The sequence below is a fragment of the Micromonospora sp. NPDC005299 genome (assembly GCF_042872345.1).
Lineage (GTDB): Bacteria > Actinomycetota > Actinomycetes > Mycobacteriales > Micromonosporaceae > Micromonospora.
This window is the reverse complement of sequence record NZ_JBIAKG010000002.1, coordinates 358,416-380,689: the sequence shown is the minus strand read 5'-3', so window position 1 is coordinate 380,689 and position 22,274 is coordinate 358,416. Positions and strand designations below refer to the sequence as shown.

The 22,274-nt window shown below is 74.9% G+C and carries 21 protein-coding genes and 3 pseudogenes; 11 read left to right on the top strand and 13 right to left on the bottom strand.

Features of this window, described 5'->3' with window-relative positions:
* The first annotated feature begins 116 nt into the window (after positions 1 to 116).
* Together ACFYPD_RS07150 and ACFYPD_RS07145 are read left to right on the top strand one after the other, a co-directional pair.
* Positions 117 to 2,663 carry a GH32 C-terminal domain-containing protein gene (locus tag ACFYPD_RS07150; protein ID WP_387109904.1) on the top strand — a complete coding sequence of 849 codons (2,547 nt, stop codon included), beginning with the start codon at positions 117 to 119 and terminating at the stop codon, positions 2,661 to 2,663.
* An 84-nt stretch (positions 2,664 to 2,747) separates the two neighbouring features.
* Positions 2,748 to 3,797 carry a LacI family DNA-binding transcriptional regulator gene (locus ACFYPD_RS07145; RefSeq protein ID WP_387109902.1) on the top strand — a complete coding sequence of 350 codons (1,050 nt, stop codon included), beginning with the start codon at positions 2,748 to 2,750 and terminating at the stop codon, positions 3,795 to 3,797.
* On the opposite strand, the pseudogene ACFYPD_RS07140 reads toward ACFYPD_RS07145, so the two are convergent.
* The 3 genes and pseudogenes from ACFYPD_RS07140 to ACFYPD_RS07130 all read right to left on the bottom strand — a co-directional run bounded on the left by ACFYPD_RS07140 (position 3,775) and on the right by ACFYPD_RS07130 (position 6,674).
* Positions 3,775 to 5,103, bottom strand: a pseudogene (locus ACFYPD_RS07140) (PLP-dependent aminotransferase family protein). The gene ACFYPD_RS07145 and the pseudogene ACFYPD_RS07140 sit on opposite strands and share 23 nt — an antisense overlap.
* 1 nt (position 5,104) lies before the next feature.
* The gene (locus ACFYPD_RS07135; RefSeq protein ID WP_387110600.1) at positions 5,105 to 6,244 is read right to left on the bottom strand and encodes an alpha-hydroxy acid oxidase; all 1,140 of its coding nucleotides are present in this window, start codon (positions 6,242 to 6,244) and stop codon (positions 5,105 to 5,107) included.
* A 193-nt stretch (positions 6,245 to 6,437) separates the two neighbouring features.
* Positions 6,438 to 6,674 carry a hypothetical protein gene (locus ACFYPD_RS07130; protein WP_387109900.1) on the bottom strand — a complete coding sequence of 79 codons (237 nt, stop codon included), beginning with the start codon at positions 6,672 to 6,674 and terminating at the stop codon, positions 6,438 to 6,440.
* Positions 6,675 to 6,727: 53 nt separating this feature from the next.
* Between ACFYPD_RS07130 and ACFYPD_RS07125 the strand changes: the two genes are divergently transcribed.
* The 4 genes from ACFYPD_RS07125 (at position 6,728) to ACFYPD_RS07110 (ending at position 9,401) form a co-directional block, all read left to right on the top strand.
* Positions 6,728 to 7,207: a nucleotidyltransferase domain-containing protein gene (locus tag ACFYPD_RS07125; protein ID WP_387109899.1), complete on the top strand. Its 480-nt coding sequence runs from the start codon at positions 6,728 to 6,730 to the stop codon at positions 7,205 to 7,207.
* A gap of 40 nt (positions 7,208 to 7,247) precedes the next feature.
* Entirely contained in the window at positions 7,248 to 7,640 is a 393-nt protein-coding gene (locus ACFYPD_RS07120; protein ID WP_387109897.1) for an MmcQ/YjbR family DNA-binding protein, read from the top strand.
* Entirely contained in the window at positions 7,637 to 8,269 is a 633-nt protein-coding gene (locus ACFYPD_RS07115; protein ID WP_387109896.1) for an HAD family hydrolase, read from the top strand. The genes ACFYPD_RS07120 and ACFYPD_RS07115 overlap by 4 nt, the downstream gene beginning before the upstream one ends.
* A 178-nt stretch (positions 8,270 to 8,447) precedes the next feature.
* Complete coding sequence (locus tag ACFYPD_RS07110) at positions 8,448 to 9,401, top strand: hypothetical protein (RefSeq protein ID WP_387109894.1); 954 nt, start codon at positions 8,448 to 8,450, stop codon at positions 9,399 to 9,401.
* Positions 9,402 to 9,462: 61 nt separating this feature from the next.
* On the opposite strand, the gene ACFYPD_RS07105 is transcribed toward ACFYPD_RS07110, so the two are convergent.
* A complete protein-coding gene (locus ACFYPD_RS07105; RefSeq protein WP_387109893.1) occupies positions 9,463 to 9,963 on the bottom strand; it encodes a dethiobiotin synthetase in 501 nt (166 codons plus the stop codon).
* Between the two features lie 75 nt (positions 9,964 to 10,038).
* Here ACFYPD_RS07105 and ACFYPD_RS07100 point away from each other — a divergent pair.
* Positions 10,039 to 10,729: pseudogene (locus ACFYPD_RS07100) on the top strand (SGNH/GDSL hydrolase family protein).
* On the opposite strand, the pseudogene ACFYPD_RS07095 reads toward ACFYPD_RS07100, so the two are convergent.
* Positions 10,730 to 10,940: pseudogene (locus tag ACFYPD_RS07095) on the bottom strand (hypothetical protein); the annotation flags it as partial. It abuts the pseudogene before it with no gap.
* 324 nt (positions 10,941 to 11,264) lie between these two features.
* On the opposite strand from ACFYPD_RS07095, the gene ACFYPD_RS07090 reads away from it, so the two are divergent.
* Entirely contained in the window at positions 11,265 to 11,702 is a 438-nt protein-coding gene (locus ACFYPD_RS07090; RefSeq protein ID WP_387109891.1) for a GNAT family N-acetyltransferase, read from the top strand.
* Between the two features lie 40 nt (positions 11,703 to 11,742).
* Here ACFYPD_RS07090 and ACFYPD_RS07085 read toward each other — a convergent pair whose 3' ends face one another.
* The 8 genes from ACFYPD_RS07085 to ACFYPD_RS07050 are packed head-to-tail and all read right to left on the bottom strand — an operon-like array spanning position 11,743 to position 19,409.
* Positions 11,743 to 12,993, bottom strand: a complete 1,251-nt coding sequence (locus ACFYPD_RS07085; RefSeq protein WP_387109889.1) for a beta-ketoacyl synthase N-terminal-like domain-containing protein — start codon at positions 12,991 to 12,993, stop codon at positions 11,743 to 11,745.
* On the bottom strand, positions 12,990 to 14,258 hold the full coding sequence (locus ACFYPD_RS07080) for a beta-ketoacyl-[acyl-carrier-protein] synthase family protein (RefSeq protein WP_387109887.1): 1,269 nt from the start codon (positions 14,256 to 14,258) through the stop codon (positions 12,990 to 12,992). The genes ACFYPD_RS07085 and ACFYPD_RS07080 overlap by 4 nt, the downstream gene beginning before the upstream one ends.
* Positions 14,255 to 14,662: a cupin domain-containing protein gene (locus tag ACFYPD_RS07075; protein WP_387109886.1), complete on the bottom strand. Its 408-nt coding sequence runs from the start codon at positions 14,660 to 14,662 to the stop codon at positions 14,255 to 14,257. Before ACFYPD_RS07075 ends, ACFYPD_RS07080 begins: the two co-directional genes overlap by 4 nt.
* Positions 14,659 to 15,366, bottom strand: a complete 708-nt coding sequence (locus ACFYPD_RS07070) for an SRPBCC family protein (protein ID WP_387109884.1) — start codon at positions 15,364 to 15,366, stop codon at positions 14,659 to 14,661. The genes ACFYPD_RS07075 and ACFYPD_RS07070 overlap by 4 nt, the downstream gene beginning before the upstream one ends.
* Positions 15,363 to 16,880 carry an acetyl/propionyl/methylcrotonyl-CoA carboxylase subunit alpha gene (locus ACFYPD_RS07065; protein ID WP_387109882.1) on the bottom strand — a complete coding sequence of 506 codons (1,518 nt, stop codon included), beginning with the start codon at positions 16,878 to 16,880 and terminating at the stop codon, positions 15,363 to 15,365. Before ACFYPD_RS07065 ends, ACFYPD_RS07070 begins: the two co-directional genes overlap by 4 nt.
* Complete coding sequence (accB, locus tag ACFYPD_RS07060) at positions 16,880 to 17,356, bottom strand: acetyl-CoA carboxylase biotin carboxyl carrier protein (RefSeq protein WP_387109880.1); 477 nt, start codon at positions 17,354 to 17,356, stop codon at positions 16,880 to 16,882. The genes ACFYPD_RS07065 and accB overlap by 1 nt, the downstream gene beginning before the upstream one ends.
* Positions 17,353 to 19,080, bottom strand: coding sequence for an acetyl-CoA carboxylase carboxyltransferase subunit alpha (locus ACFYPD_RS07055; RefSeq protein WP_387109879.1), 1,728 nt, complete (start codon positions 19,078 to 19,080; stop codon positions 17,353 to 17,355). The genes accB and ACFYPD_RS07055 overlap by 4 nt, the downstream gene beginning before the upstream one ends.
* Positions 19,077 to 19,409: a TcmI family type II polyketide cyclase gene (locus ACFYPD_RS07050; RefSeq protein ID WP_387109877.1), complete on the bottom strand. Its 333-nt coding sequence runs from the start codon at positions 19,407 to 19,409 to the stop codon at positions 19,077 to 19,079. Before ACFYPD_RS07050 ends, ACFYPD_RS07055 begins: the two co-directional genes overlap by 4 nt.
* 417 nt (positions 19,410 to 19,826) lie before the next feature.
* Here ACFYPD_RS07050 and ACFYPD_RS07045 point away from each other — a divergent pair, with 417 nt between their 5' ends.
* The 3 genes from ACFYPD_RS07045 (at position 19,827) to ACFYPD_RS07035 (ending at position 22,255) form a co-directional block, all read left to right on the top strand.
* Positions 19,827 to 20,672: a BTAD domain-containing putative transcriptional regulator gene (locus ACFYPD_RS07045; protein ID WP_387109876.1), complete on the top strand. Its 846-nt coding sequence runs from the start codon at positions 19,827 to 19,829 to the stop codon at positions 20,670 to 20,672.
* 146 nt (positions 20,673 to 20,818) lie between these two features.
* Complete coding sequence (locus ACFYPD_RS07040) at positions 20,819 to 21,166, top strand: TcmI family type II polyketide cyclase (RefSeq protein WP_387109874.1); 348 nt, start codon at positions 20,819 to 20,821, stop codon at positions 21,164 to 21,166.
* 234 nt (positions 21,167 to 21,400) lie between these two features.
* Positions 21,401 to 22,255, top strand: a complete 855-nt coding sequence (locus ACFYPD_RS07035; protein WP_387109872.1) for a hypothetical protein — start codon at positions 21,401 to 21,403, stop codon at positions 22,253 to 22,255.
* Positions 22,256 to 22,274: the final 19 nt, after the last annotated feature.

Genomic DNA, 22,274 nt, shown 5'->3' with positions numbered 1-22,274 from the left:
CGTAACTCGCACGCCCCCCTTGACATCGATGTCAAAACCGGCTCAGGATTCGCCCCACGGTCACGCCCGGCACCGACCCCGGTCGGTCCGGGCGTCCTCGAAGGACGGAGGATGGGATGAGGATCCGCCGATGGTTGGCAGTGTGCGCGGCCGCGGCTCTCGTGGCGGCGGCACCGGGCACCGCTGCCGCGGGAGCGGCGACCAGGGACGAGCCGTACCGGCCACAGCTGCACTTCAGCCCGGCGCGCAACTGGATGAACGATCCGAACGGGCTCGTCTGGTACCAGGGCGAGTGGCACCTCTTCTACCAGTACAACCCCGAGGGCGCGCAGTGGGGGAACATGTCCTGGGGGCACGCGGTCAGCCGGGACCTGGTGCACTGGGAGGAGCTGCCGCTGGCCATCCCGTACTCGGCCGACGAGCACATCTTCTCCGGGTCGGTGGTGGTCGACGAGCGGAACACCGCCGGCTTCGGCCGACCCGGCGCGCCTGCGATGGTCGCCGTCTACACCAGCTGGTACCCGGCCACCGGCATCCAGGCCCAGTCGCTGGCGTACAGCACCGACCGGGGTCGCACCTGGACCAGATACGCCGGAAACCCGGTGCTGGACCTCGGTTCGCGGGAGTTCCGCGATCCCAAGGTCTTCTGGGACACCAGGTCCGGTCGCTGGACCATGGCGGTGGTCCGGGCCACCGAGCACAAGGTGAGCTTCTACGGCTCGGCCGACCTGCGGTCGTGGACCCACCTGAGCGACTTCGGTCCGGCCAACGCGGTCGGTGGTGTGTGGGAGGTGCCGGACCTGTTCGAGCTGCCCGTCGACGGCGACCCGGCGCACCCGAAGTGGGTGCTGATCGTCAACCTCAACCCCGGCGCGGTCGCCGGCGGTTCGGGCGCGCAGTACTTCGTCGGCGACTGGGACGGCACCACCTTCACCGCCGACAACGTGGTGACCGGCGAGGCGGAGTCGCCGGCCGGGACACTCTTCGCCGACTTCGAGGACGGTTACGCCGGCTGGACGGTGGAGAACGGCCCGGTGCTGGGACCGGGGCCGTTCGGCGGCGCCCCGTACCCGGGCACGGTGCCGGGCCAGCAGCAGGTCGGCGGTTTCCGGGGCGGGGCCCTGGTGAACAGCTTCCTCGGCTTCGACGCCCCCCGCGGCCGGGTCGTCTCCCCCGACTTCACCATCGACCGGGGCTACCTCAACCTGCTCGTCGGCGGGGGCGCGCACCCGCACCTGCCAGACACGACGACGGACTTCGTGCCGGCCGGCGCCGAACCGGTGATCGACTTCGAGCTGCCCGACGGTGAAACGTACGAGCAGGCGGGCTGGACGGCGACCGGCGGCCTGCGCGACCGCGCGCCGGTGTTGGGCCCGGCCCGGTGGGAACGCGGCCACGTCGGCGACAAGTTGCTCACCACCTTCTTCGAGGCCGACTCGACGACCGGCACCCTGACCTCGCCCGCCTTCACCGTCGACCGCGACCACCTCGGCCTGCTCGTCGGGGCCGGCGGACACCTCGACGACGGCACCGGGCGGACGGTGGTCGAGCTGCTGGTGGACGGCCGGGTGGTGCGCACCGCCACCGGCAACTTCTCCGGCTTCATGAACTGGCGCGACTGGGACGTGACCGAGTTCCGTGGCCGCAGCGCCCAGCTGCGGATCGTGGACGAGAACACCGGCGGCTGGGGCCACCTGCTGGTGGACCAGCTCGTCGCCGGCGACGAGCCTGTCCTGCCCCGCGCGGTGGAGACCGCGGTGAACCTGGTCGTGGACGCGCAGGTGGTCCGGACCGCGACCGGGACGGACAGCGAGCGCCTTGACTGGGTCGCCTGGGACGTCCGCGACCTCGCCGGGAAGCGGGCCCACCTGGAGGTCAACGACTTCAACTCGGGCGGCTGGGGGCACATCCTCGTCGACCACGTGATGTTCGCCGACCGGCCAGCGCCGCGCGAGCTGGACCACTACGACTGGCTCGACCACGGCGCGGACTACTACGCCGCGGTCACGTACAACAACGCCCCGGGCGGGCGGCGGGTCGCGATCGGTTGGCTGAACAACTGGCAGTACGCCGGCAGTGTCCCGACCGCGCCCTGGCGCGGCGCGATGGCCCTGCCCCGGGAACTCGCCCTGCGCACGATCGACGGCCGGGTCCGCCTGGTCCAGTCGCCGACCGCGCAGCTCACCTCGCTGCGGGGCGATGGCCCGGCGTACACCGTGCGGGACACCACCGTCCCGGCAGGGGTGCGCGACCTGCCCGCCGCGGCGGACGGCACGGTGCTGGAGATCCGGGCGGAGTTCGAGCTCCGCGACGCCCGCCGGTTCGGCCTCCAGGTACGCGCCGGTGGCGACGAACGGACGCTGATCGGGTACGACGCGGGGGCAGGCCGCATCTTCGTCGACCGGACGCGCTCCGGCCGGCAGGCCGCCCCGCCCTTCCCCGCCGTGCACTCCGGTCCCCTGCCGGTGGACGGCAAGCGGGTACGGATGACGGTGTACGTGGATCGTTCCTCCGTCGAGGTGTTCGGCGGCGCCGGGCAGACCACCGTGACGGACCAGATCTTCCCGGCGCCCACGAGCGACGGGACCGGCCTGTTCGCCGAGGGCGGCGCCGTGGTGGTGCGCTCGCTCACGGTCCGGCCGTTGCGGTCGGTGTGGCGCTAACCTGGCAGACGATCAACGGCGGGTGGGGCCGTTTCGCCATGGCCCACCCGCCACCGCACGCACTCCCTTCCGGTAGGAGCGCCCATGCACGCTGCCGCCTCCGCCCCGCCGGCCGGCGTCAAGGCCCGGCCCACGCTCCGAGACGTCGCGCTGCTGGCCGGGGTCAGCACCAAGACGGTCTCGCGGGTGGTCAACGGAGAGGCGGGGGTCTCCGCGCCGAAGCTCGCCGCGGTACGCCGGGCGATCGCCCAGCTCGACTACCGGCCGAACTTCACCGCGAGTAGCCTGCGGCGGTCCAGCGGCCGCAGCGCGGCCATCGCCGCGGTCCTGGAGGATCTGGCCAACCCCTTCTCGGCCGCCCTGCACCGGGCCCTCGAGGACGCCGCCCGGGACCGGGGCGTGCTCATCTTCGCCGGCAGCGTGGACGAGAGCCCGGAACGGGAGCGGGAGCTGGTGCACGCCTTCACGATGCGGCAGGCCGACGCCCTGGTCGTGGTGCCCGCCACCGACGACCAGAGCTACCTGGCCGGGGAGGTCGCGGCCGGCACCCCGGTCGTGTTCGTGGACCGGCCGCCGGTCGGCCTGGCGGTCGACGCCGTGCTGTCCGACAATCACCACGGGGCCGCCACCGCGGTGCACCACCTCGTCACGCACGGCCACCGGGACATCGCGTACCTGGGCGACCTGCGGACCATCGCGACGGCCCGGCAGCGCGCGCAGGGCTTCAAGGAGGCGCTGAGCGATCACGGCATCCGGCCGGCCACCATGGTCCACGACCTGCACACCGAGCGCGACTCGGCGGAAGCGGTCCGCCGGCTGCTGCGCGACGATCCGGCCCCGACGGCGCTGTTCACCTCCCAGAACCTGGTCACCATCGGCGCCATCCGCGCCCTGCAGGAACTTGGCCGGCAGCACGAGGTGGCCCTCGTCGGCTTCGACGACTTCCCCCTGGCCGACCTCCTCCAGCCGGCGGTCACGGTGGTCGCCCAGGACCCGGCCGAGATGGGGCGGGTGGCCGCCTCGCTGATCTTCCGGCGGCTGGACGGAGATCAGTGGCGACCCACCATCCACCCGGTCGCCACCCGACTGGTGGTGCGCGGATCCGGCGAGATCAGGGGGCTGCACGCGCGCTGACGGCGGTGCCGACCGCGCCGGCCGACTCCTCGGTGATCAGCGCGGCGAGCCGTTCCAGGCCCAGGTCGATCTGCTCCGGGGTGACCGCGCTGACCGACAGCCGCAGCGCGTTCACCGGGGTGCCGGCGTCGTAGAAGTGCGCCATCGGGGTCCAGAGCACGCCGTACTCGCGGGCCGAGCGGTGCAGCAGCGCGTCGTCCACCGCGAACGGCACGGTGACCACCACGAAGAAGCCGCCGGCCGGGACGTCCCAGCGCACCGGGCCGCCGGCCGGGAAGCGGCGGGCGAGCCCGTCGACCAGGTGCCGCAGGTTGCGGGCGTACGCGGCCCGCTCCCGGACGTTCGCCGCGACCAGGGAGCAGTCGTGGGCCAGCAGCGCCCCGCCGACACCGCCTGGCTGATCGGCGAGGTGTTCACGGTTACCATGCTCTTGATCTTCGCGAGCTGGTCGGCGAGCGGGCCGACCGCGCCGTCGGGGCCGGCCACCCGCTGGTCGGCGACGACGTAGCCGACCCGGGCGCCGGGCAGCACGGTCTTGGCGAACGAGCCGAGGTAGACCACCCGGCGGCGGGTGTCCAGCGCCTTGAGGGTGGGCAGCCGCTCGGCGCCGGCGGCCGGGAAGAGGCCGTACGGGTTGTCCTCGATCAGCAGCAGGTCCTCCTCGGCGGCCAGGTCGAGCAGCCGCCGCCGCTGGGCCAGGTCCATGCGGACCCCGGAGGGGTTGGCGAAGTCGGGCATCACGTAGCAGGCGCGCGGGCGCAGCTCCTCGGCCCGGGCGCGGTGCACCTGGTCGCGCAGGTCGGCCAGGTCGATGCCGTCCGGGCCGCCGGTTACCGGGCGCACCGGCAGGTCCACCAGGCGGGCCGCGCCGGTCAGCCCGACGTACGTGGGGGCGACGGCGAGCAGCACGTCCCGCGGCCCGGCTCGCAGCGCGCGCAGCGCCAGGAACATCGCCTCCTGGCAGCCGACGGTCACCACGATCGCCTCCGGTCGACGGTGAGCTGCTCGTCGACGGCCAGGTTGCGGGCGATCAGGTGGTGCACGATGCCCTTGGTCCGGCCGTACTGGAGCAGCGTCCGGTCGACCTGGACCGGGCTCAGGCCGAGGTCGTCGGCGAGATGCCGGCGGAAGGCGTCCAGGTGCTCGTGCAGCACCGCCAAGTCGAAGAACTCCTCGTACGGCCGGCCGGCGGCGATACCGCGTCCGGGTAGTGCTGCGCCACCTCGTTCAGGAAGTTCATCGAGTTCAGCGCGGGGTCGTCCACGCTCGGGTGCAGGGCCGTGACGGCCAGGTCCACCGGCTCCACGTCAGCCTTGAGTCAGGGTGCGCAGCTCGCGGGCGGCCGCCGGGTCGGCGCAGCCGCTGAGGATGAACGCGTCGCGCAACTCGGCGGCGAGCAGCGCCAGGGCCGCCTCGGCGCCGGCCCGCCCGCCGGCCGCCAGGGCCCAGAGCAGCGGCCGGCCGACCAGCACGCCGGCCGCGCCGAGGGCGAGGGCGCGCAGCACGTCGGTGCCGCCGCGCACGCCGCTGTCCAGCAGCACCGCGCAGCGCTCCCCCACCGCGTCGACCACCTCGGGCAGCACGGCCGCGCTGCCCGGTGCGCCGTCGAGCTGCCGTCCGCCGTGGTTGGAGACCACCACGGCGTCCACCCCCAGCTCCGCCGCGCGGACCGCGTCGCGCGGGTCCAGGATGCCCTTCACCAGCAACGGCACCGGGGTACGCTCCCGCAGCCAGGCCAGGTCGGCCCAGCTCAGCGCAGGGGCGAAGACCGCCCCGGTGTGCGCGGCCACCGCGGACACCCCGGGGATGCCCTGGTGGGCCAGGTCGTTCCGGCCGCCGGGCAGGTTCGCCGCGGTGACGTGCGGCGGCAGGGTGAAGCCGTTGCGCACGTCGCGCAGCCGCCGGCCGAGCACCGGCACGTCGACGGTGACCATCAGCCCGGCGCAGCCCGCGGTCAGCGCCCGGTCCAGCAGGTCGGCCACCATGCCCCGGTCGCGCAGCCAGTAGAGCTGGAACCAGACCGTCCCGCCGATCGCGGCGACCTCCTCGATCGGTGTGCTGGCCAGGGTGCTCGCCACGTAGGGCACGCCGGCCGCGCGGGCCGCCGCGGCGAGGCCCACCTCGCCGTCCGGGTGCAGCAGTTTCTGGTACGCCATCGGCGCGACCGCCACCGGCAGGGCGTACCGGCCACCGGGCAGCGGCGCCTCGGTCGACGCGACGTCCACCCCGGCCAGCATCCGGGGCAGCACCGCCACCCGGTCCAGCGCGGCGCGGTTCGCGGTCAGCGTGGTCTCGGCGCCGCTGCCACCGGCCACGAAGTCCCACACCTCGGCGGGAAGCGCCGCCCGGGCCAGCTCGGCGAAGTCGGCCAGGCTCGCCGGCGGCGCGAACGCGGATACGGCCCGGGCGTCCGGGCCGGCGAGGTCGGCCGGCGGCGGCTCCGGCACGGCCGACCCGACGTGGGCCGCGTCCAGCGGAACGCCGGTCGTCGTGGCACCCGCCGAGTCCTCCCGTCGCCGGTCCGGCACCGCCGGCTCGACGGCGGTCGCGTCCAGCGGGACGCCGGGCGTCGTGGCATCCGCCGGGTCGCCCGGTCGCCGGCCGGGCACCGCCGGACGCGCGGTGGCGGCCGTCGTGGGGTCAGCCATGGTCCGGCCCACCCGCCGCCGTGCCGGCGGTCGAACCAGCCGGGGTGAGCCCGATCCGCGCTCGCAGGAAGGCGGCCGCCTGCTCCTGGGCCCGCCGGCCGGCGTCGAACACCCCGGGCATGAAGTGCCGGTGCAGCTCGTCGTCGACCCGGTGCCAGCTCAGGTCGCCACCGGGCCCCTCGAAGTAGCCGTCGAGGGAGACCGACAACGCCACGATGATCCTGCGCATCTGAGACCCATCTCGTTGGCGGACGTGCCGCCAGTCTGCCAGGATCTCCCGCCGTGCAGGGGGAACAGGTGACCGCGTTGCTGGCCGAGTTCCGCGCGGCCGGGCTGCGCGCCTGGGTGGCCGGCGGCTGGGCGGTGGACGCCCTGGTGGGGCGCGTGACCCGCCCGCACGGGGACCTCGACCTCGCGGTGGACGCGGCCCAGCAGGCGGACGTGCTGGCGCTGCTCGGCCGGCTCGGCTTCGCGACCACGGTGGACTGGCTGCCGGTCCGGGCCGAGCTGACCGCGCCGGACGGACGCAGGGTGGACCTGCACCCGGTGGCGTTCCGCCCGGACGGCAGCGGGGTGCAGGCCGGGCTGGACGGCGCGGAGCTCCGCTACGCCGCCGACGGCTTCACCACCGGCACCGTCGACGGGCGGCCCGTCCCCTGCCTGTCGGCGGCCCAGCAGCTGCGCTTCCGCACCGGCTATCCACTGCGCGACGTGGACCACCACGACCTCGCCCTGCTCCGGCCGATCGCGCTGGGCGGCTGAAGCCGGGGAACCGTCGGTGCGGCGGCGTAGGGTCGGGCCCATGGCGACCTGGGACGATGTCCGCCGGATCGCGCTCGCCCTGCCCGAGACCGGCGAGCGTGGTTCGCACGACGACCTGCCGGCCTGGCGGGTGCGCGACAAGCTCTTCGTCTGGGAGCGGCCGTTGCGCCGCGCCGACCTCGACGCGCTGGGCGACACCGCGCCCGACGGCCCGATCCTCGGCGCCCGGGTGCCCGACCTGGGCGTCAAGGAGGCGCTGCTCGCCGACGACCCCGAGATCTACTTCACCACGCCGCATTTCGAGGGCTACCCGGCGGTGCTGGTCCGGCTCGACCGGATCGGGGTCGAGGAGCTGACCGAGCTGATCACCGAGGCCTGGTACGCGCGCGCCCCGAAGCGGCTCGCCGCCGCCCACCGGGCGGAGACCGAATGAGCGGGCCGCTGGCCGGGATCGTCTTCGACATGGACGGCACGCTGATCGAGTCGCACGAGGTGGTGCCGGCTGCCTATCGGGCGGCCGTGCTGGCCGGCGGCGGGCCGGAGCGCACCGACGCCGAGGTCATCGCGGGCTACTCGCTCGGCTCGCCGGTCGATCTGCTGACCCACCTGCTCGGGCGGCCGGCCACCGACGCGGACCTGACCGCCTACCACGCCCACCTGGCCGCGCTCGCCGAGCGGGTCACCGTCTACCCCGGGGTCGCCGAGGTGCTCGCCGAGGTCGCCGCCCGGGTGCCGGTGGGCCTGTTCACCGGTGCGAGCCACCGCGCGGCCCAGATCCTGCTCGACCGGGTCGGCCTGCTCGGCCGCTTCCGGGTCGTCCTCGGCGGGGACCAGGTGCCGCGCCCCAAGCCGGCGCCCGACGGCGTCGAGCTGGCCTGCCGGCGGCTGGGCGTGCCGCCGGGCCGCGCCGCGTACGTGGGTGACTCGCCGCTGGACCTGCGCGCCGCCCGGGACAGCGGCGCGGTGGCGGTGGCCGCGGCCTGGGGCCACCAGTACGACCCCACGGAGGCCGCGGACCTCAGCGCGGCCCGACCGGGGGATCTGCTGGCGCTGCTCGACTGAATCCACAGGAACATCCGGTGCATCCTCGGCGACGCCGCGCCGGACGGACCGATCGTCGACCCCCGTTCGCCCGACCTGGACGCCGGGCCGGCTGAACACCCGTGCGGGTCAGGGTTCGGGGACCGGCCGGGGAGTACACCTGATGTCCCCGGCGGGCCCGTCGCCGAGCATGGGCGGGGTGGGTATTCGGCACGCGCCGGTCGGGCGACCCGTCCTGATCCGTTCCGCGGCCGGGGCGGAACGCCTCGAGCTGTTCCTGGTCAGCGCGGTGCTCGGCATCGGGGTGACCCGCGCCTTCCTGGCGGCGGCGGACTATCCCGAGGTCGGCTCGGGCGGTCTGCACGTGGCACACGTCCTCTGGGGCGGGCTGGGGATGCTGACCGGTCAGCTGCTGTCGCTGCTCTTCCTCGGTCCCCGGGTCGCCCGGCTCGCTGCCATGATCGGCGGAGTCGGGTTCGGACTCTTCATCGACGAGGTCGGCAAGTTCGTCACCGCGGACAACAACTACTTCTACGAGCCGGTCGCCGCCATCATCCACGGCACCTTCGTCCTCGTCTGGCTGGCGGTCCGCCTCGGCGTGCACCATCGCCCGCTCAACGACCGGGAGCGCCTGGTCAACCGGCTGCACGACCGGGCCGACGCGGTGGCGGCGCCGGCGGGCGAGGAGGCCGTTCCGGTCGCCCCGGCGCGGCGGTTCGCCGGGCTGCCGCTGGAACGGCTGTCGACCGGCGTGCGCCTGCCGTCGGCGCCGACCGTCCTCACCGCGACCGCGCTGTTCGTGGTCGTCACCCTGGGGCGGCCGCTCGTGCTGCTGGCCCGGGAGCCGGCCGCCGCTCACCAGGTGCACGCGGCGGCGGCCGCCGCGTCGATGCTGCTCACCCTCCTCGGGCTGGCCAGGTGGCGGGCCGGACGACGGCACGGCGCGCTGCGGCTCGCAGCCGCGGCGCTGGTCCTGCAACTACTGGTGGTGCAGGTCTTCTGGCTGCTCGACCACGAGTTCGCCGGTTTCCCGCTGGTGCTGGTGAACCTGCTGCTGCTCGTGCGGGTGCGAACGCTGCTCGCGACGGACGCGCGCGCCGACCGGCCGACGCGACTCGGCCCCGCCCCGGCGGTACCCCCCGCCCGCCGGTGACGACGACCATCGACCTGCGGATCAGCACGCGACCGGACCCGCACGAGCCGGCCCCGGAGGGTCACCGCGCAGCCGGACCGGGACGAGCCGGCCCCGGCGGATCCGGGAGGGCCAGGCGCACGGCGTCCTCGGGGGTGGCCGCATGGACCGGCCCGGGGACCGGATCGCCGTGGGCGTCGAGGATCCGCCAGCCGCCGAGCACCACCACCGGGATCCCGCCGCGCCGCAGGGCCAGCGCCACCTCGCTGAGCGTCCCCCAGGAACAGCCGATCGCAATCACCGCGTCCGCGCTCCACACCAGGATCGCGTTGCGGGCCTGGCCCATGTTCGTCACCACCGAGGCGGACAGCTCGACGGGGGCGGGGCCGGTGCCGTCGTCGGGGCGTATCCCGATGACCAGGCCGGCGCGGTCGCGGACGCCGGCGGCGACCGCGGCCATCACCCCGCCGCCCCCGCCGCAGAGCACGGTGACCCCGCGCTCGGCCAGCAGCTCCCCCACCCGCCGGGCCTGCGCCAGCTCCTCCGGCGTGGCCTCCGCCGGCCCGCACACAGCCACCTGCACCCCGCCATTATCCCGGGTGCGCGGCCGTCGACCGCATGATCGACGGATCCGGTACGGCTCGGTTAGCGTGCGGGCATGGGATCGACGGTGACCGAAGCGAGGAATCCGTGGTGCCTGCGCCCCGGTGAGGCCGGCGAGCTGCTGCGGGGGCATCCATGGCGGCGGTTCGTGGTGCTGGGCGACAGCGTGGCCGAGGGCATGTGCGAGCCGGTCGACGGCTACCCCGACCTCCAGTGGGCCGACCGGATCGGCGCCGAGCTGCGCGCGGTGCGGCCCGAGCTGGCGTACCTGAACCTGGGGCGGCGCGGGCTCCGGGCACACGAGGTGCGGGCGACCCAGTTGGCACCGGCGCTGGAGTTCGTGCCGGATCTGGCGCTGGTGGTGTGCGGCGGCAACGACGCCTTCCACCCCGGGGGACGACCCGGAGGCGGTGGACGCGGAGCTGACCGCGATGGTCACCGCGCTCCAGGGCGCCGGGGCGGACGTCATCACGGTCGGCATGTTCGACGTGTCGCACAGCCCGGCCGTGCCGGATCCGCTGCGGGCGGCCCTGGGCGAGCGGATGCGGCGGCTCTCCGCGCACACCGGGCGGCTGACGGAACGCCTCGGCACGCTGCACGTGCACCTGACCGACCACCCGCTCGTCGCGGATCCGTCGCTGTACAGCAGCGATGGCCGCCACGGCAGCGCCCGCAGCGACGCCGTCGCCACGGCCGAGACCCTCCGCGTCCTCGGCGCCCACCTCCGCCCGCAGCCCTGCGGTTGATCAAGAGGTTTGCGTCGGGATCGGCGCTCCGGGTGACGCAAACCTCTTGATCAACACGGCGGGAGGCGGGGCCGGGGGCACTGTCAGTCCGGTGAGGAGGATGCCGGTCATGAGGACGCCTCGGGCCAGGTTGAGGACGCCCTCGCAGCCGGGGTAGCCGACCCGGGCCAGGGCCGGAGCCGGTGCGGCCGAACAGGTACGGGCCCGGTGAACAGGATGTCGTCCACCCAACTGTCCGCTGTCGACGCAGGATCTTCCGCCATAGGATGTGCTGTCACGACCGCCCACCGCCCAGCCTCGAAGTGGGCGAATCCGCCCATCAGGTGCGTTCTCCGGGGTGCTGACGGAACACTACGACAGCCGTTCCATGCATTGCTACATGTAACTGGCTAGATCAATGAGAGCGGCTGGGCGGATTGCTCAGGATCGATCGGACAGGCAGGATCGGCTGCACGTCGGCTCGGTACCCCGCCGGCCGTCCGACGCTGTGCTCGGCGGAGTGCGGTGCGGTCCGACGGGTGTCTACGCTCGGGGCATGTTCCGTGCGGCCCGACCCGACGACTTCGCGCAGCTCATCCGCCTCTACCGGCAATTGCAGCCCGACGATCCGCGTTTGACCGACGGATCTGACGAACGGGCCTTCGCGCAGATTCTGAGCAATCCGGCGCTGCACCTGTTCGTCCTCGAACTGGACGGGCTCGTCGTCGCCACCACGTACCTCAACGTGATTCCCAACATCACCCGATCGGCATCGCCATACGCCGTCATCGAGAACGTCGTCGTCGAGGAGTCGCGGCGCGGCGTCGGCCTGGGTAGGCAGATCATGGCCGGCACGCTCCAGGCCGCGTGGGACGCGGGCTGTTACAAGGCGATGCTGATGACGGGCTCGCGCAGGCCGGCGACCCACGCCTTCTACCGAGCCTGCGGGTTCTCCGGCGACGTCAAGACGGCGTACCTGGCTCGACCATCGTGACGCGGCGCAGCGGACGGCGTACCAGGGCCGGCCGCCCCCGTCACCTCTCGCTCCCCGCCGGCGGGGGCGCGGCGCCGCGGAGGACCACCGCGCTGTTGAAGCCGTCGAAGCCGCGCGCCCCGACCAGGGCGATGCGGCTGCGCGGCGGGCGCGGCCGGCGCAGGAAGGTCAGCTCGCAGCCGGGCGCCGGCTGCTCCGGTCCGGCCGAGGCGGGCAGCAGGCCGTGGTGGAAGGCGAGCAGCGCGGTGGCCGCGTCCAGCGCCGAACCGCCCTGGTGGGCCCGGCCGGTCAGCGGCTTCTGGGTGGTCACCGGCGGGTTCGCCGGGCCGAAGACCGCGCGCAGGGCGGCCGCCTCGGCCCGGTCGTACGCCGGCACACCCAGCGCGTCCGGCCAGATGACGTCCACGTCGTGCGGGCGGACCGCGGCCCGGTCCAGGGCCAGGCGCAGCGCCCGGGCGTAGTGGGTCGGGTCGGGGCCTGCCTCCGGGTCGGTCGGGGCGGCGTCGTGGGTGGCCGCCCAGCCGGTGATCTCCCCGTAGATCCGGGCGCCCCGGGCGAGGGCGTGCCCCAGCTCCTCCACCACGAAGACGGCGCCGCCCTCGGCGGGCACGTAACCGGCGGCGCCCGCGTCGAACGGCCGGTACGCCCGCTCCGGGTCGGCCACGTCGCTGAGCAGCCCGGAGCGGAGCTGGCAGGCCAGCGCGTACGGGCTGAGCGGGCACTCGGTCGCCCCGGCCACCACCAGCGGAGTGCCGCGACGGATGGTCCGCACCGCGTGGGCGAGGCTGTCCAGCCCGCCGGCCGACTCGGAGACGGTCACCCCGCAGGGCCCCTTGAGCTGGTGCCGGATGGAGAGCTGCCCCACGCTGGCCGCGTAGAACCAGGCGATCGACTGGTACGCCCCGACGGTCCGGCTCGGCCCGCCCCACAGCCGTTGCAGCTCGCGCTGCCCGAACAGGTTCCCGCCGGACGAGCTGGCCAGGGTGACCGCCCACTGGTACGGGTCGGGGGCCTCCTCGGGCAGGCCGGCGTCGGCCAGCGCCAGCCGGGTGGCGGCGAAGCCGAGGTGCGTCCACCGGTCGGTCTGCACCCGTTGCCGGGTGTCACTGAAGCCGGCCGGGTCGAAGTCGGGCACCTCCCCGGCGATCCGGGTCGGGTAGCCGGCCGGGTCGAACAGGGTGATCGGCCCGGTGTGCCGGGTGCCGGCGAGCACCGAGTGCCAGTGCGCGTCGGCGCCCACACCGGTCGGTGCGACCACCCCGATCCCGGTCACCACGGCCCGGGCGGTCACGGGGTGACCGCCAGCCGGCGGAAGATCATCGCGGACTGGAAGCCGCCGAAGCCGCTGCCCACCGACAGCGCCACGTCCACCGGCACCTCCCGGGCCTCGTTGGGCACGTAGTCCAGGTCGCACTCCGGGTCCCGGGTGGCCCAGTTGGCGGTGGGCGGCACCACGCCGTACTCGATGGCCAGCGCGCAGGCGGCCATCTCGATGGAGCCGATCGCGCCGAGCGAGTGCCCGACCATCGACTTGATCGAGCTGATCGGCACCCGGTACGCCGTCGCGCCCAGCGCCCGCTTGAACGCGGCGGTCTCGTGCCGGTCGTTCTGCCGGGTGCCGGAGCCGTGCGCGCTGACGTACGACACGGCCGACGGGGCGAGCCGGGCCTGGCGCAGCGCGTCGGTGATCGCCACGGCCATCTCCGCGCCGTCGGGGCGCAGCCCGGTCATGTGGAAGCCGTTGCTGCGGCTGGCGTAGCCGGCCACCTCGCAGTAGACGTGCGCGCCCCGGCGGCGGGCATGCTCGGCCTCCTCCAGCACCAGCACGGCCGCGCCCTCGGCCAGGACGAAGCCGTGCCGGTCGGCGTCGAACGGCCGGGAGGCGTGCTCCGGGTCGTCGTTGTCCGGGCTGGTCGCTCCGATGGCGTCGAACGAGGCGACGGTGACCGGGGAGATCGGCGAGTCGGCGGCCCCGGCCAGCACGATGTCCGCCTCGCCGTCGGCGACGAGCTGGTGGGCGTAGCCGATGGCGTCGATGCCGGAGGTGCAGCCGGTGGAGACCACCTGCGCAGGGCCGTGCAGGCCGTGCCGGCAGGCCACGTCGGCGGCCAGGCTGCTCGGGATCAGCGCCTGGTACAGGTACGGCCCGCCGAGGGTGTGGTCGACCAGCCACTGCCGGCCGGAGTCGCTGACCCGGACGTACTCCTTCTCCAGCGCCATGGTGCCGCCGACCGCGGTGCCGAGCACCACGCCGGCCCGTTCCCGGTCGGCGTCGGAGAGTGTCAGGCCGCTGTCGGCGAGCGCCTCGGCGGAGCAGGCGAGGGCGAACTGCACGTACCGGTCGGCGCGCTGCCGCTCGGCCAGGGTGATGCCGGCGGCGTCCGGGTCGAAGTCGCACTCGGCGGCGATCTGCGAGCGGAACGGCGACGGGTCGAAGAAGCTGATCCGCCGGGTGGCGGTCCGCCCCTCGGTGATGGTCTTCCAGAACCGGTCCCGGGTGGCGCCGCCGGGCGCGACGACGCCGACGCCGGTGACCACGGTGCGTCGGCCGGTCACGACGGTTTCCGGGGTGGTGGGGCGCCCTCGGTGTCGACGTGGCCGAGTTCCGGGCGGGGGGCGAGGGGCCCGAGGTGGAAGACCACCTCGGCCGGCTCGTCGCCGGTGTTGCGCAGCCGGTGCCGCACGTCCTTGGCCACGAAGAGCGCCTCCCCGGCCGCGAGGGGCACCGGCCGGTCGTCCAGGTCGACGGTGATGACGCCGCGGGCGACGTAGAGGAACTCCTCGCTGTAGGGGTGGTAGTGCTCGGCGATCCGCTCCCCGGGCGCGAGGGTGGCCACCCCCAGGAAGCCGGAGGTGCTGCCGACGGTCTTCGGGCCGAGCAGCACCCGCAGCTCGCCGCCGCGCCGCCGGTCGGCGGTGACGTCGTGGACGGAGACCCGGGCGGTGGTGGTGTCGGTCATCGCGCGCCTCCCGCGTGCGCCCGCTCGATCCGCTCCTTGATGACGGCGAGCTGGACCTTGCTGTTGGTGTTGATCCGCTCGGTCATGCCGGCGTTGTCGACCGGCGCGGTGGGCTTCATGGCGAAGTCCTGCACCCAGCTCATCCGGGTGCCGCCGGGGATCTCGTCGTAGCGCCAGTAGATGCGCATGTACTCGAACGGGCCGGTCTCCACCCGCCGGGCGCGCACCTCGCGGGTGGCCGGGTCGGCGGTGCGTTCGCTGACCCAACTCCACGACGTGCCGTTCTCGTCGGGGTGCATGGTGAGCCGGAACCGGACCGTGTCGCCCTCCTGGTGCAGGATCTCGACCACCGCGTACTCGGTGAACAGCTCGGTCCACCGGGCGACGTCGTTGGTGATCTCCCAGACCAGCGGCAGCGGGGCGGCGATGTCGACCGCGTTCTCGGTGTGCCCGGGCGGGTCCGCCTTGCGGGCCACCAGGTCGGCGACGCCGGCGATGCTGAGCTGCCCGGCCTGCTCCGGGATCTTCACCCGCCACCGGTCGGACACGACCGCGGAGAGTTCGAGCAGCGCCAGCGAGTCCATGCCCAGCTCCTCCAGGCTGGCGGCCGGGGTGCGGGCGGCCGCGTCGGCGTCCAGGCCGCAGTGGGTCACCAGGATGTCGGTGATCTCGTTGGTAAGCGGTCGGTCGGAAGCGACGGTCATGGGTTCCTCCAGGCGTTCGGGCCGGCGGCGGGCACGGCGGTGACGGGGGTACGGCCGGCCGGGTCGGCGTCGGCGCGGATGTCGGGCACGGCCGGTCCGGCGCGGTAGGCGGGCGCGCCGGCGCCGTCGTGCGGCGGGGCGGCGACCGGTACGGCGTCGGCGGCGGGCGGGTGGAGCAGGCGGTCGACCAGGGCGGTGGTGTGCCGCCCGGCGCGGAAGGCGGCGTCGCGCAGGACCCGCCGGGCGAACGGGATGGTGGTGCGCACCCCCGGGCCGGCCACGTCGAACTCGCCGAGCGCCCGGTCGAGCCGGTCCAGCGCGCCGTCCCGGTCCGGCGCCCAGACCGCCACCTTGGCCAGCAGCGAGTCGTAGTGCGGGCTGACCAGGTAGCCGACGTGGCCGTGGGTGTCCACCCGGGTGAACGGGCCGCCGGGCGGCCGGAAGCGGTCCAGCCGGCCGGGGGCCGGGGCGAAGTCGCGGTCCGGGTCCTCCACGTTGACCCGGCACTCGACCGCCACCCCGCGCAGCCGGACGTCCTCCTGCCGCCAGCGCAGCGGCGTGCCGGCGGCCACGTGCAGCTGCTCGTGGACCAGGTCGATGCCGGTGACCAGCTCGGTCACCGGGTGCTCCACCTGGATCCGACAGTTGATCTCCAGGAAGTGGCAGCGCTCCGCCTCGTCCACCAGGAACTCGACGGTGCCGGCGCCGGTGAAGCCGACCGAGAGGGCACCGCGCAGCGCGGTCTCCGCGAGGGTGTCCAGGGTGGCCGGTCGTAGCGCCGGGGCGGGCGCCTCCTCGATGAGCTTCTGGTGCCGGCGCTGCACCGAGCAGTCCCGGGTGCCCAGGTGGATCCCGTTGCCGTGGCCGTCGCAGAGCACCTGCACCTCGACGTGCCGGGCGTCGGCCAGGTACCGCTCGACGTACACCCGGTCGTCGCCGAAGGCGACCTGGGCGGCGGCGCGGGTGCGGGCGTATGCGCGGGGCAGCTCGGCGGCCGAGCGGACCACCGTCATCCCGCGCCCACCCCCGCCGGCGGCCGCCTTGACGATCACCGGGTAGCCGACCTCGGCGGCCACGTCGAGCGCGTCGGCGGCGGTCGGCAGGGTCCGCACGCTGCCCGGCGGCAGTGGCAGGCCGGCCCGGCTCATCAGCGCCCGCGCCGTGGACTTGTCCGCGAGGGCGGCCATCACCTGCGGCGGCGGGCCCACGAAGACGAGGCCGTTCTCCGCGCAGATCTCGGCGAAGTCGGCGTCCTCGGAGAGGAACCCGTAGCCGGGATGCACGGCCTGCGCGCCGGTCTGCCGGGCCGCCTCGACGATCGCGGCGGCGTTCAGGTAGCTCTGCCGGCTGGACGCCGGCCCGATTTGGACGGTCTCGTCGGCCAGCCGCACCGGAAGCGAGTCGGCGTCGGCGCTGGAGTGCACCACCACCGTCCGGACGCCCAGCTCCCGGCAGGCCCGCAGCACCCGCAGCGCGATCTCGCCCCGGTTGGCGATCAGCACCTTGTCGAACATCACGCGTCCCGTCCGGTGAGCGGTTCCAGGGCGATCAGCGGCTGGTCGTACTCGACGGGCTTGCCGTCCTCCACCAGCACCTCGACCACCCGTCCGGCCTGGCCGGCGGTCACCTCGTTCATGAGCTTCATCGCCTCGACGATGCCGACCACCTGGCCGGGCCGGACCACGTCGCCGATCACGACGAACGGGGCGGCGCCGGGCTCGGGGGCCCGGTAGAAGGTGCCCACCACGGGCGCCCGCACCGCCGGCCGGTCCGTCACGGGCGCCGCCTCGACCTGCGGTGCGGCGACGGGGTCCACCTCGGCGCGCGGCGCGGGCGCCGGCGGGGCCGGGTGGTGCCACTCCACCTCCAGCACGGTCTCGCCGCTGCGCAGCCGTACCCGGCGCACCGGGCCGGCGAGTTCGGCGACCAGCTTGCGGGCGTGCCGGCTCAACCCCTCCAGCACCTCCTCGGCCCCGCCGTCCGCGCTCATCGCGCCACCTCCGTTCGTATGCGATCAGTGGCCTGGATCGGCGGGTTCACGCCGGCCGAGCGGGCCGCGCCGAAGCGGCGGAACCGCTGCCGCCGCCGGCGGACCAGGGTGGTCGGCGGCACGGCGAGCAGCGGGGCGAGGTTCGCCGTCACGGCCCGGCCCAGCAGCTCGGCCGCGCCGGCCGGGTCGCGGTGGGCGGCGGGCCGCGGCTCGGGCACCACCTCGTCGACCACCCCGAGCCGGCACAGGTCGGCGGCGGTGAGCCGGAGCGCCCGGGCGGCCTGTGGCGCGGCCGAGCTGTCCGGCCAGAGAATCGCGGCGCAGCCCTCCGGGCTGATCACCGAGTAGACGGCGTGCTCCAGCATCAGCACGCGATCGGCGACCGCGAGGGCGAGCGCGCCGCCGCTGCCGCCCTCGCCGGTGACCACCGCGACGACCGGCGTGGGCAGCACGCTCAGCGCGAGGATGTTCTCGGCGATCGCGGCGGCCTGGCCCTGCTGCTCGGCGTCCACGCCCGGGTCGGCGCCCGGGGTGTCCACCAGGGTGACCACCGGCAGGCGGAGCCGGGCCGCGAGGCGCATCAGCCGCAGCGCCTTGCGGTGCCCGGCCGGGCTGGCCATGCCGAAGTTGCGGGCCACCAGCTCCGCGGTGGTGTGTCCCTTCTGGTGGCCGATCACCATCACCGGCCGGCCGTCGAGCCGGGCCACCCCGCCGACGACCGCCGGGCAGTCCGCGCCGATCCGGTCGCCGTGCAGTTCCACGAAGCCGTCGAAGGCGGTCTCCAGGTAGTCCAGGGTGGTGGGCCGGCCGGGGTGCCGGGCCGTGCGAACCGTCTCCCAGGCGTCCCGGGCCGGCCCGGGCGCGTCGGCCGTGACGGCCGGTCGCGGCGCCGGCTCCTGCCGGGGTACGGGCACCCGCCGGCCGGCCTCGGCGGCGGCGAGCAGCGCCGTCAACCGGCCGCGCAGCGCGTGCCGGGGCACCACCAGGTCGACCTGGCCGTGCCGGAGCAGGAACTCGGCGGTCTGGAAGCCCTCGGGCAGCGTGGCGCCGGTGACCTGGCGGATCACCCGGGGGCCGGCGAAGCCCAGCCGGGCGCCGCTCTCGGCGAGCACCACGTCGGTGTTGGTGGCGAAGGAGGCGGCCACCCCGCCGTAGGTGGGGTCGGTGACGACGCTGACGGTGAGCAGCCCCGCCTCGCGCAGGCCGGCGACGGCCTGGCTGACCGTGGCCATCTGCATCAGCGACAGCGCGCCCTCCTGCATCCGTGCCCCACCGGACGCGGTGACGAGCACCAGCGGCGTGGCGTCGGCCAGCGCCCGCTCGGCGGTACGGGTGATCAGCTCGCCGACCGCGCAGCCGAGGCTGCCGCCGAGGAAGCGGAAGTCCATCACCGCCAGGGCGACCGGGTGGCCGCCCACCCGGGCGGTCCCGCACAGCACGGCCTCGTCCAGGCCGGAGCCGGCGCGGGCCGCGCCGAGCCGGTGCGGGTAGGGCAGCGCGTCCACGAACCCGATCGGGTCGACCCGCACCGCCCGGTCCGGCAGCGGGGTGAACGAGTCCGGGTCGACCAGTTGCGCCACCCGGTCGGGGGCGTCGAGCCGGGCGTGCGACCCGCATTCCGGGCAGACGTCGAGGTTGCGCCGCAGCCGCTTGCGGTAGAGCAGCGAGGCGCAGCCGTCGCAGCGGGACCAGAGTTGCTCGTCCCGGGGTGCGGTGGTGGTCACGGCCGCCGCCCGGGGGCGTCGTACCGGTAGAAGCAGTGGGCCATGGCGTCGCGCGGCGAGCGCCAGGTCGGCAGGTACGGCGAGATGAACGGGCGCAGCCGCTCGCTGACCCGGACGAACTCGGGATGTCCGCGCGCCTCCTCCACGGCCCCCTCGGTCGGCGCCTCCGTCTCCAGGAGATGGACGTAGAGGTCGTGCAGCCGGTAGAGGGAGCGGTGCCGGACGCCGACCAGGCCGGGCAGCTCGGTCGCGTCGGACGCGGCGAAGATCTCGGCGACCCGATCCTCGGCGGTCGGCACCACCTTGGCGACGATGAGCGAACGGTCCATTGCGCGGCCTCCCCTGAATGCGTCCCGGTGCGTGGCGACCGGTCTCGCCGCACGACTGGCGACACGGTGCCGCCGGCACCGTCAACGGGGCGTCAACCGCCCACCATCGGCCCGGGAAGTCGGTGACGCTGCGTTGACGCAAACTGTGCGCGAGCTGTGGGAAGATCAAGTTCCGCAACTGAATAGCGACACTTCTTCGCAGTTCACAGGCCGCTCGTGTGACCACTACGGACGGTCAGCAAACCGACGCGCCGTTGACTCAGAGTAACAAGTGTTGATATCCTCCGTACCGGTCAGCCCGGCCACAACGGGCATTCTCCGCCACGGCGGAGCCGTTCCGACACCGGCGTCGCGGGCAGCCGAGCCGGGCAACAAAGGACAGTCGGGACGAGGGTTCCGGTGCTGGGGGGTGCGCCCGTGTCCGGTGTATCGAAAAAGCCGACGGCGGGAGACCCCGCCCCACGGGTGTCGCTACACCTGCTCGGCGGGTTCCGGCTGCTCCACGACGGCGTCCCGGTGGTGGTCCCCCGGGGCCTGCAACGGGTCATCGCCCTCATCGGACTGCGCCCGGCCGCCACCCGCAGCCACCTCGCCGGGCTGCTCTGGCCGGAGACCTCGGAGGACCGGGCGCTCTCCTCACTGCGCACCGCGCTGTGGCGGCTCCGCCAGGACCCCTGCTGCCCGCTGCGCACCGACGGCGACACCGTCCGCCTCGACCCCACCGTCCACCTCGACGTCGACGAGCTCGTGGCGACCGCCGACCGCGTACGCGACGGCCAGGTTCCCCGCGGCGCCGCCGGCGCCGGCCGGCACGACCTCCTCCCCGGCTGGTACGACGACTGGGTGCTGCTCGAACGGGAACGGCTGCGGCAGCTCCGGTTGCACATGCTGGAGGAGCTCGCCGGCAACCACCTCGCCGCGGGGCGGCACGGCGAGGCCCTGGAGGCGGCGCTGGAGGCGATGGCCGCCGAGCCGCTGCGCGAGACCCCGCACCGCCTGGTCGTCCGCATCCACCTCGCCGAGGGCAACGCGTTCGAAGCGGTGCACGCCTTCTACGTCTACCGGGACCTGCTGCTGCGCGAGCTGCGCCTGGAGCCGTCCCCGGCGATGTGCGCGCTGCTCGACGAGACCCTCGCCCCGATCCGGCGAGCCAGCCGGCGGGAGGCACCGCAGCGGCGCGCCGACCGGACCAACGCCCCCGGCCGCCCGACCGGCTCCGCGCCGCGCGGCTCGACCGCGCCCACCACACCGCACCCCCGCTGACCACCGCCGCCGGCGTCACCACCGCCATCAATGTCCCCGTCCGGACCGTGACGGCCAGGTGACAGCCGACCCGGCAGGGTGGGCGCACGGTGGCCGGCGCCCTGGACCGGAGTCGGCGCACCCCACCAGCGGCGAGAGGGGTCCCGATGAGTCGACTGTTGGTCGTCAGCCGGATCGTGCCGGGGGCACAGGGCCGGGTGGCCCAGATCTTCGCCGAGTCCGACGCCACCGAACTGCCCCGCCTCACCGGAATCCGGCACCGCTCGCTGTACTACCTGCACGACCTGTGCGTGCACCTCATGGAGACGGTGGACGTCGACCCGGACCTGGCCGCCGAGGTCCGCGGCAACCCGTTCTACCAGCAGGTCAACGAGCGGCTGTCGGCACACACCTCGCCGTACCTGCCGACCTGGCGGTCCCCCCGCGACGCCGTGGCCGGCTGCTTCTACAGCTGGGACGCGGCGGACCTGCCCGCACCCGGCCGGACCTGCTGAGCCCTCCGGCGCGAAGACCGGGGCGTCCCGGACCCTCGAACGGCACCAGGGCCCGGGGCGCTCCTTCCGCCGCCCCGCGGGGCACACGCTCGGTCATCCCGCGGCCACCGGCCGGCACTTCCCGTCCCACCAGCGGCGGCAGCCGCCGACCTCCCTGTCGCCCCGCGCGTACGTGTGCGAAGCTGCCCCGGGTTTTCTCGCGATTGTCGTACACGTACATAGGAGGAGGTTGGCATGCCGTCGAGTTTCGGGCAGTGGCTGGTCCTGATCCTGGCCCTGTTGGTGGGCCTGGGCATCGGGTGGGTGGTGAGCGGCCGTCGGAGCGCCGCCAGCAGCGGCACGACCACGGTGGAGGGTGCCGCCGCCCCGGCGCCCGAGGTGACCGCCACGCTCGACCGGGAGCGGCCGGAGGCCGTGGTCGACGAGGTGCCGGCGCCCGCCGCGGTGACCGAGCAGCCGACCCCGGCCGAGGAGGACGCCGCCCCGGCCGCCGCCACGCTGGCCGCCGAGGCCACCCGCCTGCCGTCCGCCGAGCCGGTGACGGTCGCCGAGCCGGCCCCGTCCGACGAGGAGCCGGTCCGCACGGTGGCGGCCGAGCCGGTGGCCGAGGAGGCGCAGCCGGTGACCGTCACCGAGCCGGTGACCGCCGCCGAGGAGACCGAGCCGGCCGGGACCGCGCCGGAGCCGGTGGCCGCCGCGGAGGAGCCGGCCGCGACCGAGCCGGCACCGGCCGCCGAGCCGGTGGCCGACGAGCCGCTCGTCGGGGCGGAGCCGGCCGCGCCGGTGACGGTGCCCGCGCCGCGTGCCGCGGTCGAGGACGCCGTTCCGGCCCAGGTGGACGCCGCCGACGACTTCCGGCGGATCCAGGGCATCGGGCCGAAGCTGGCCGCCGCTCTCCAGGCCGCCGGCATCCGCACCTACCAGCAGCTCAGCGAGCTGGACGAGGCCACGCTGCGGGAGACCGTCAAGGCCGCCGGCCTGCGCGCCGCACCGGGCCTGGCGACCTGGTCGCAGCAGGCGAAGGTGCTGGCCGGCGCCCGCGCCGAGGCCGAGCGGGTGCTCCCGGTCGGCGCCGGCGAGGACGCCTGATCCGATTCACGGGCCGGTG

What these genes read in the sequence shown, in the direction of transcription:
- ACFYPD_RS07065 (WP_387109882.1), bottom strand. Translation starts at nt 16,880, where the DNA reads ATGTTCGACAAGGTGCTGATCGCCAACCGGGGCGAGATCGCGCTGCGG.
- ACFYPD_RS07075 (WP_387109886.1), bottom strand. Translation starts at nt 14,662, where the DNA reads ATGACCGACACCACCACCGCCCGGGTCTCCGTCCACGACGTCACCGCC.
- ACFYPD_RS07120 (WP_387109897.1), top strand. Translation starts at nt 7,248, where the DNA reads ATGGCGACCTGGGACGATGTCCGCCGGATCGCGCTCGCCCTGCCCGAG.
- ACFYPD_RS07150 (WP_387109904.1), top strand. Translation starts at nt 117, where the DNA reads ATGAGGATCCGCCGATGGTTGGCAGTGTGCGCGGCCGCGGCTCTCGTG.
- accB (WP_387109880.1), bottom strand. Translation starts at nt 17,356, where the DNA reads ATGAGCGCGGACGGCGGGGCCGAGGAGGTGCTGGAGGGGTTGAGCCGG.
- ACFYPD_RS07070 (WP_387109884.1), bottom strand. Translation starts at nt 15,366, where the DNA reads ATGACCGTCGCTTCCGACCGACCGCTTACCAACGAGATCACCGACATC.
- ACFYPD_RS07040 (WP_387109874.1), top strand. Translation starts at nt 20,819, where the DNA reads ATGAGTCGACTGTTGGTCGTCAGCCGGATCGTGCCGGGGGCACAGGGC.
- ACFYPD_RS07090 (WP_387109891.1), top strand. Translation starts at nt 11,265, where the DNA reads ATGTTCCGTGCGGCCCGACCCGACGACTTCGCGCAGCTCATCCGCCTC.
- ACFYPD_RS07115 (WP_387109896.1), top strand. Translation starts at nt 7,637, where the DNA reads ATGAGCGGGCCGCTGGCCGGGATCGTCTTCGACATGGACGGCACGCTG.
- ACFYPD_RS07145 (WP_387109902.1), top strand. Translation starts at nt 2,748, where the DNA reads ATGCACGCTGCCGCCTCCGCCCCGCCGGCCGGCGTCAAGGCCCGGCCC.
- ACFYPD_RS07035 (WP_387109872.1), top strand. Translation starts at nt 21,401, where the DNA reads ATGCCGTCGAGTTTCGGGCAGTGGCTGGTCCTGATCCTGGCCCTGTTG.
- ACFYPD_RS07130 (WP_387109900.1), bottom strand. Translation starts at nt 6,674, where the DNA reads ATGCGCAGGATCATCGTGGCGTTGTCGGTCTCCCTCGACGGCTACTTC.
- ACFYPD_RS07050 (WP_387109877.1), bottom strand. Translation starts at nt 19,409, where the DNA reads ATGGACCGTTCGCTCATCGTCGCCAAGGTGGTGCCGACCGCCGAGGAT.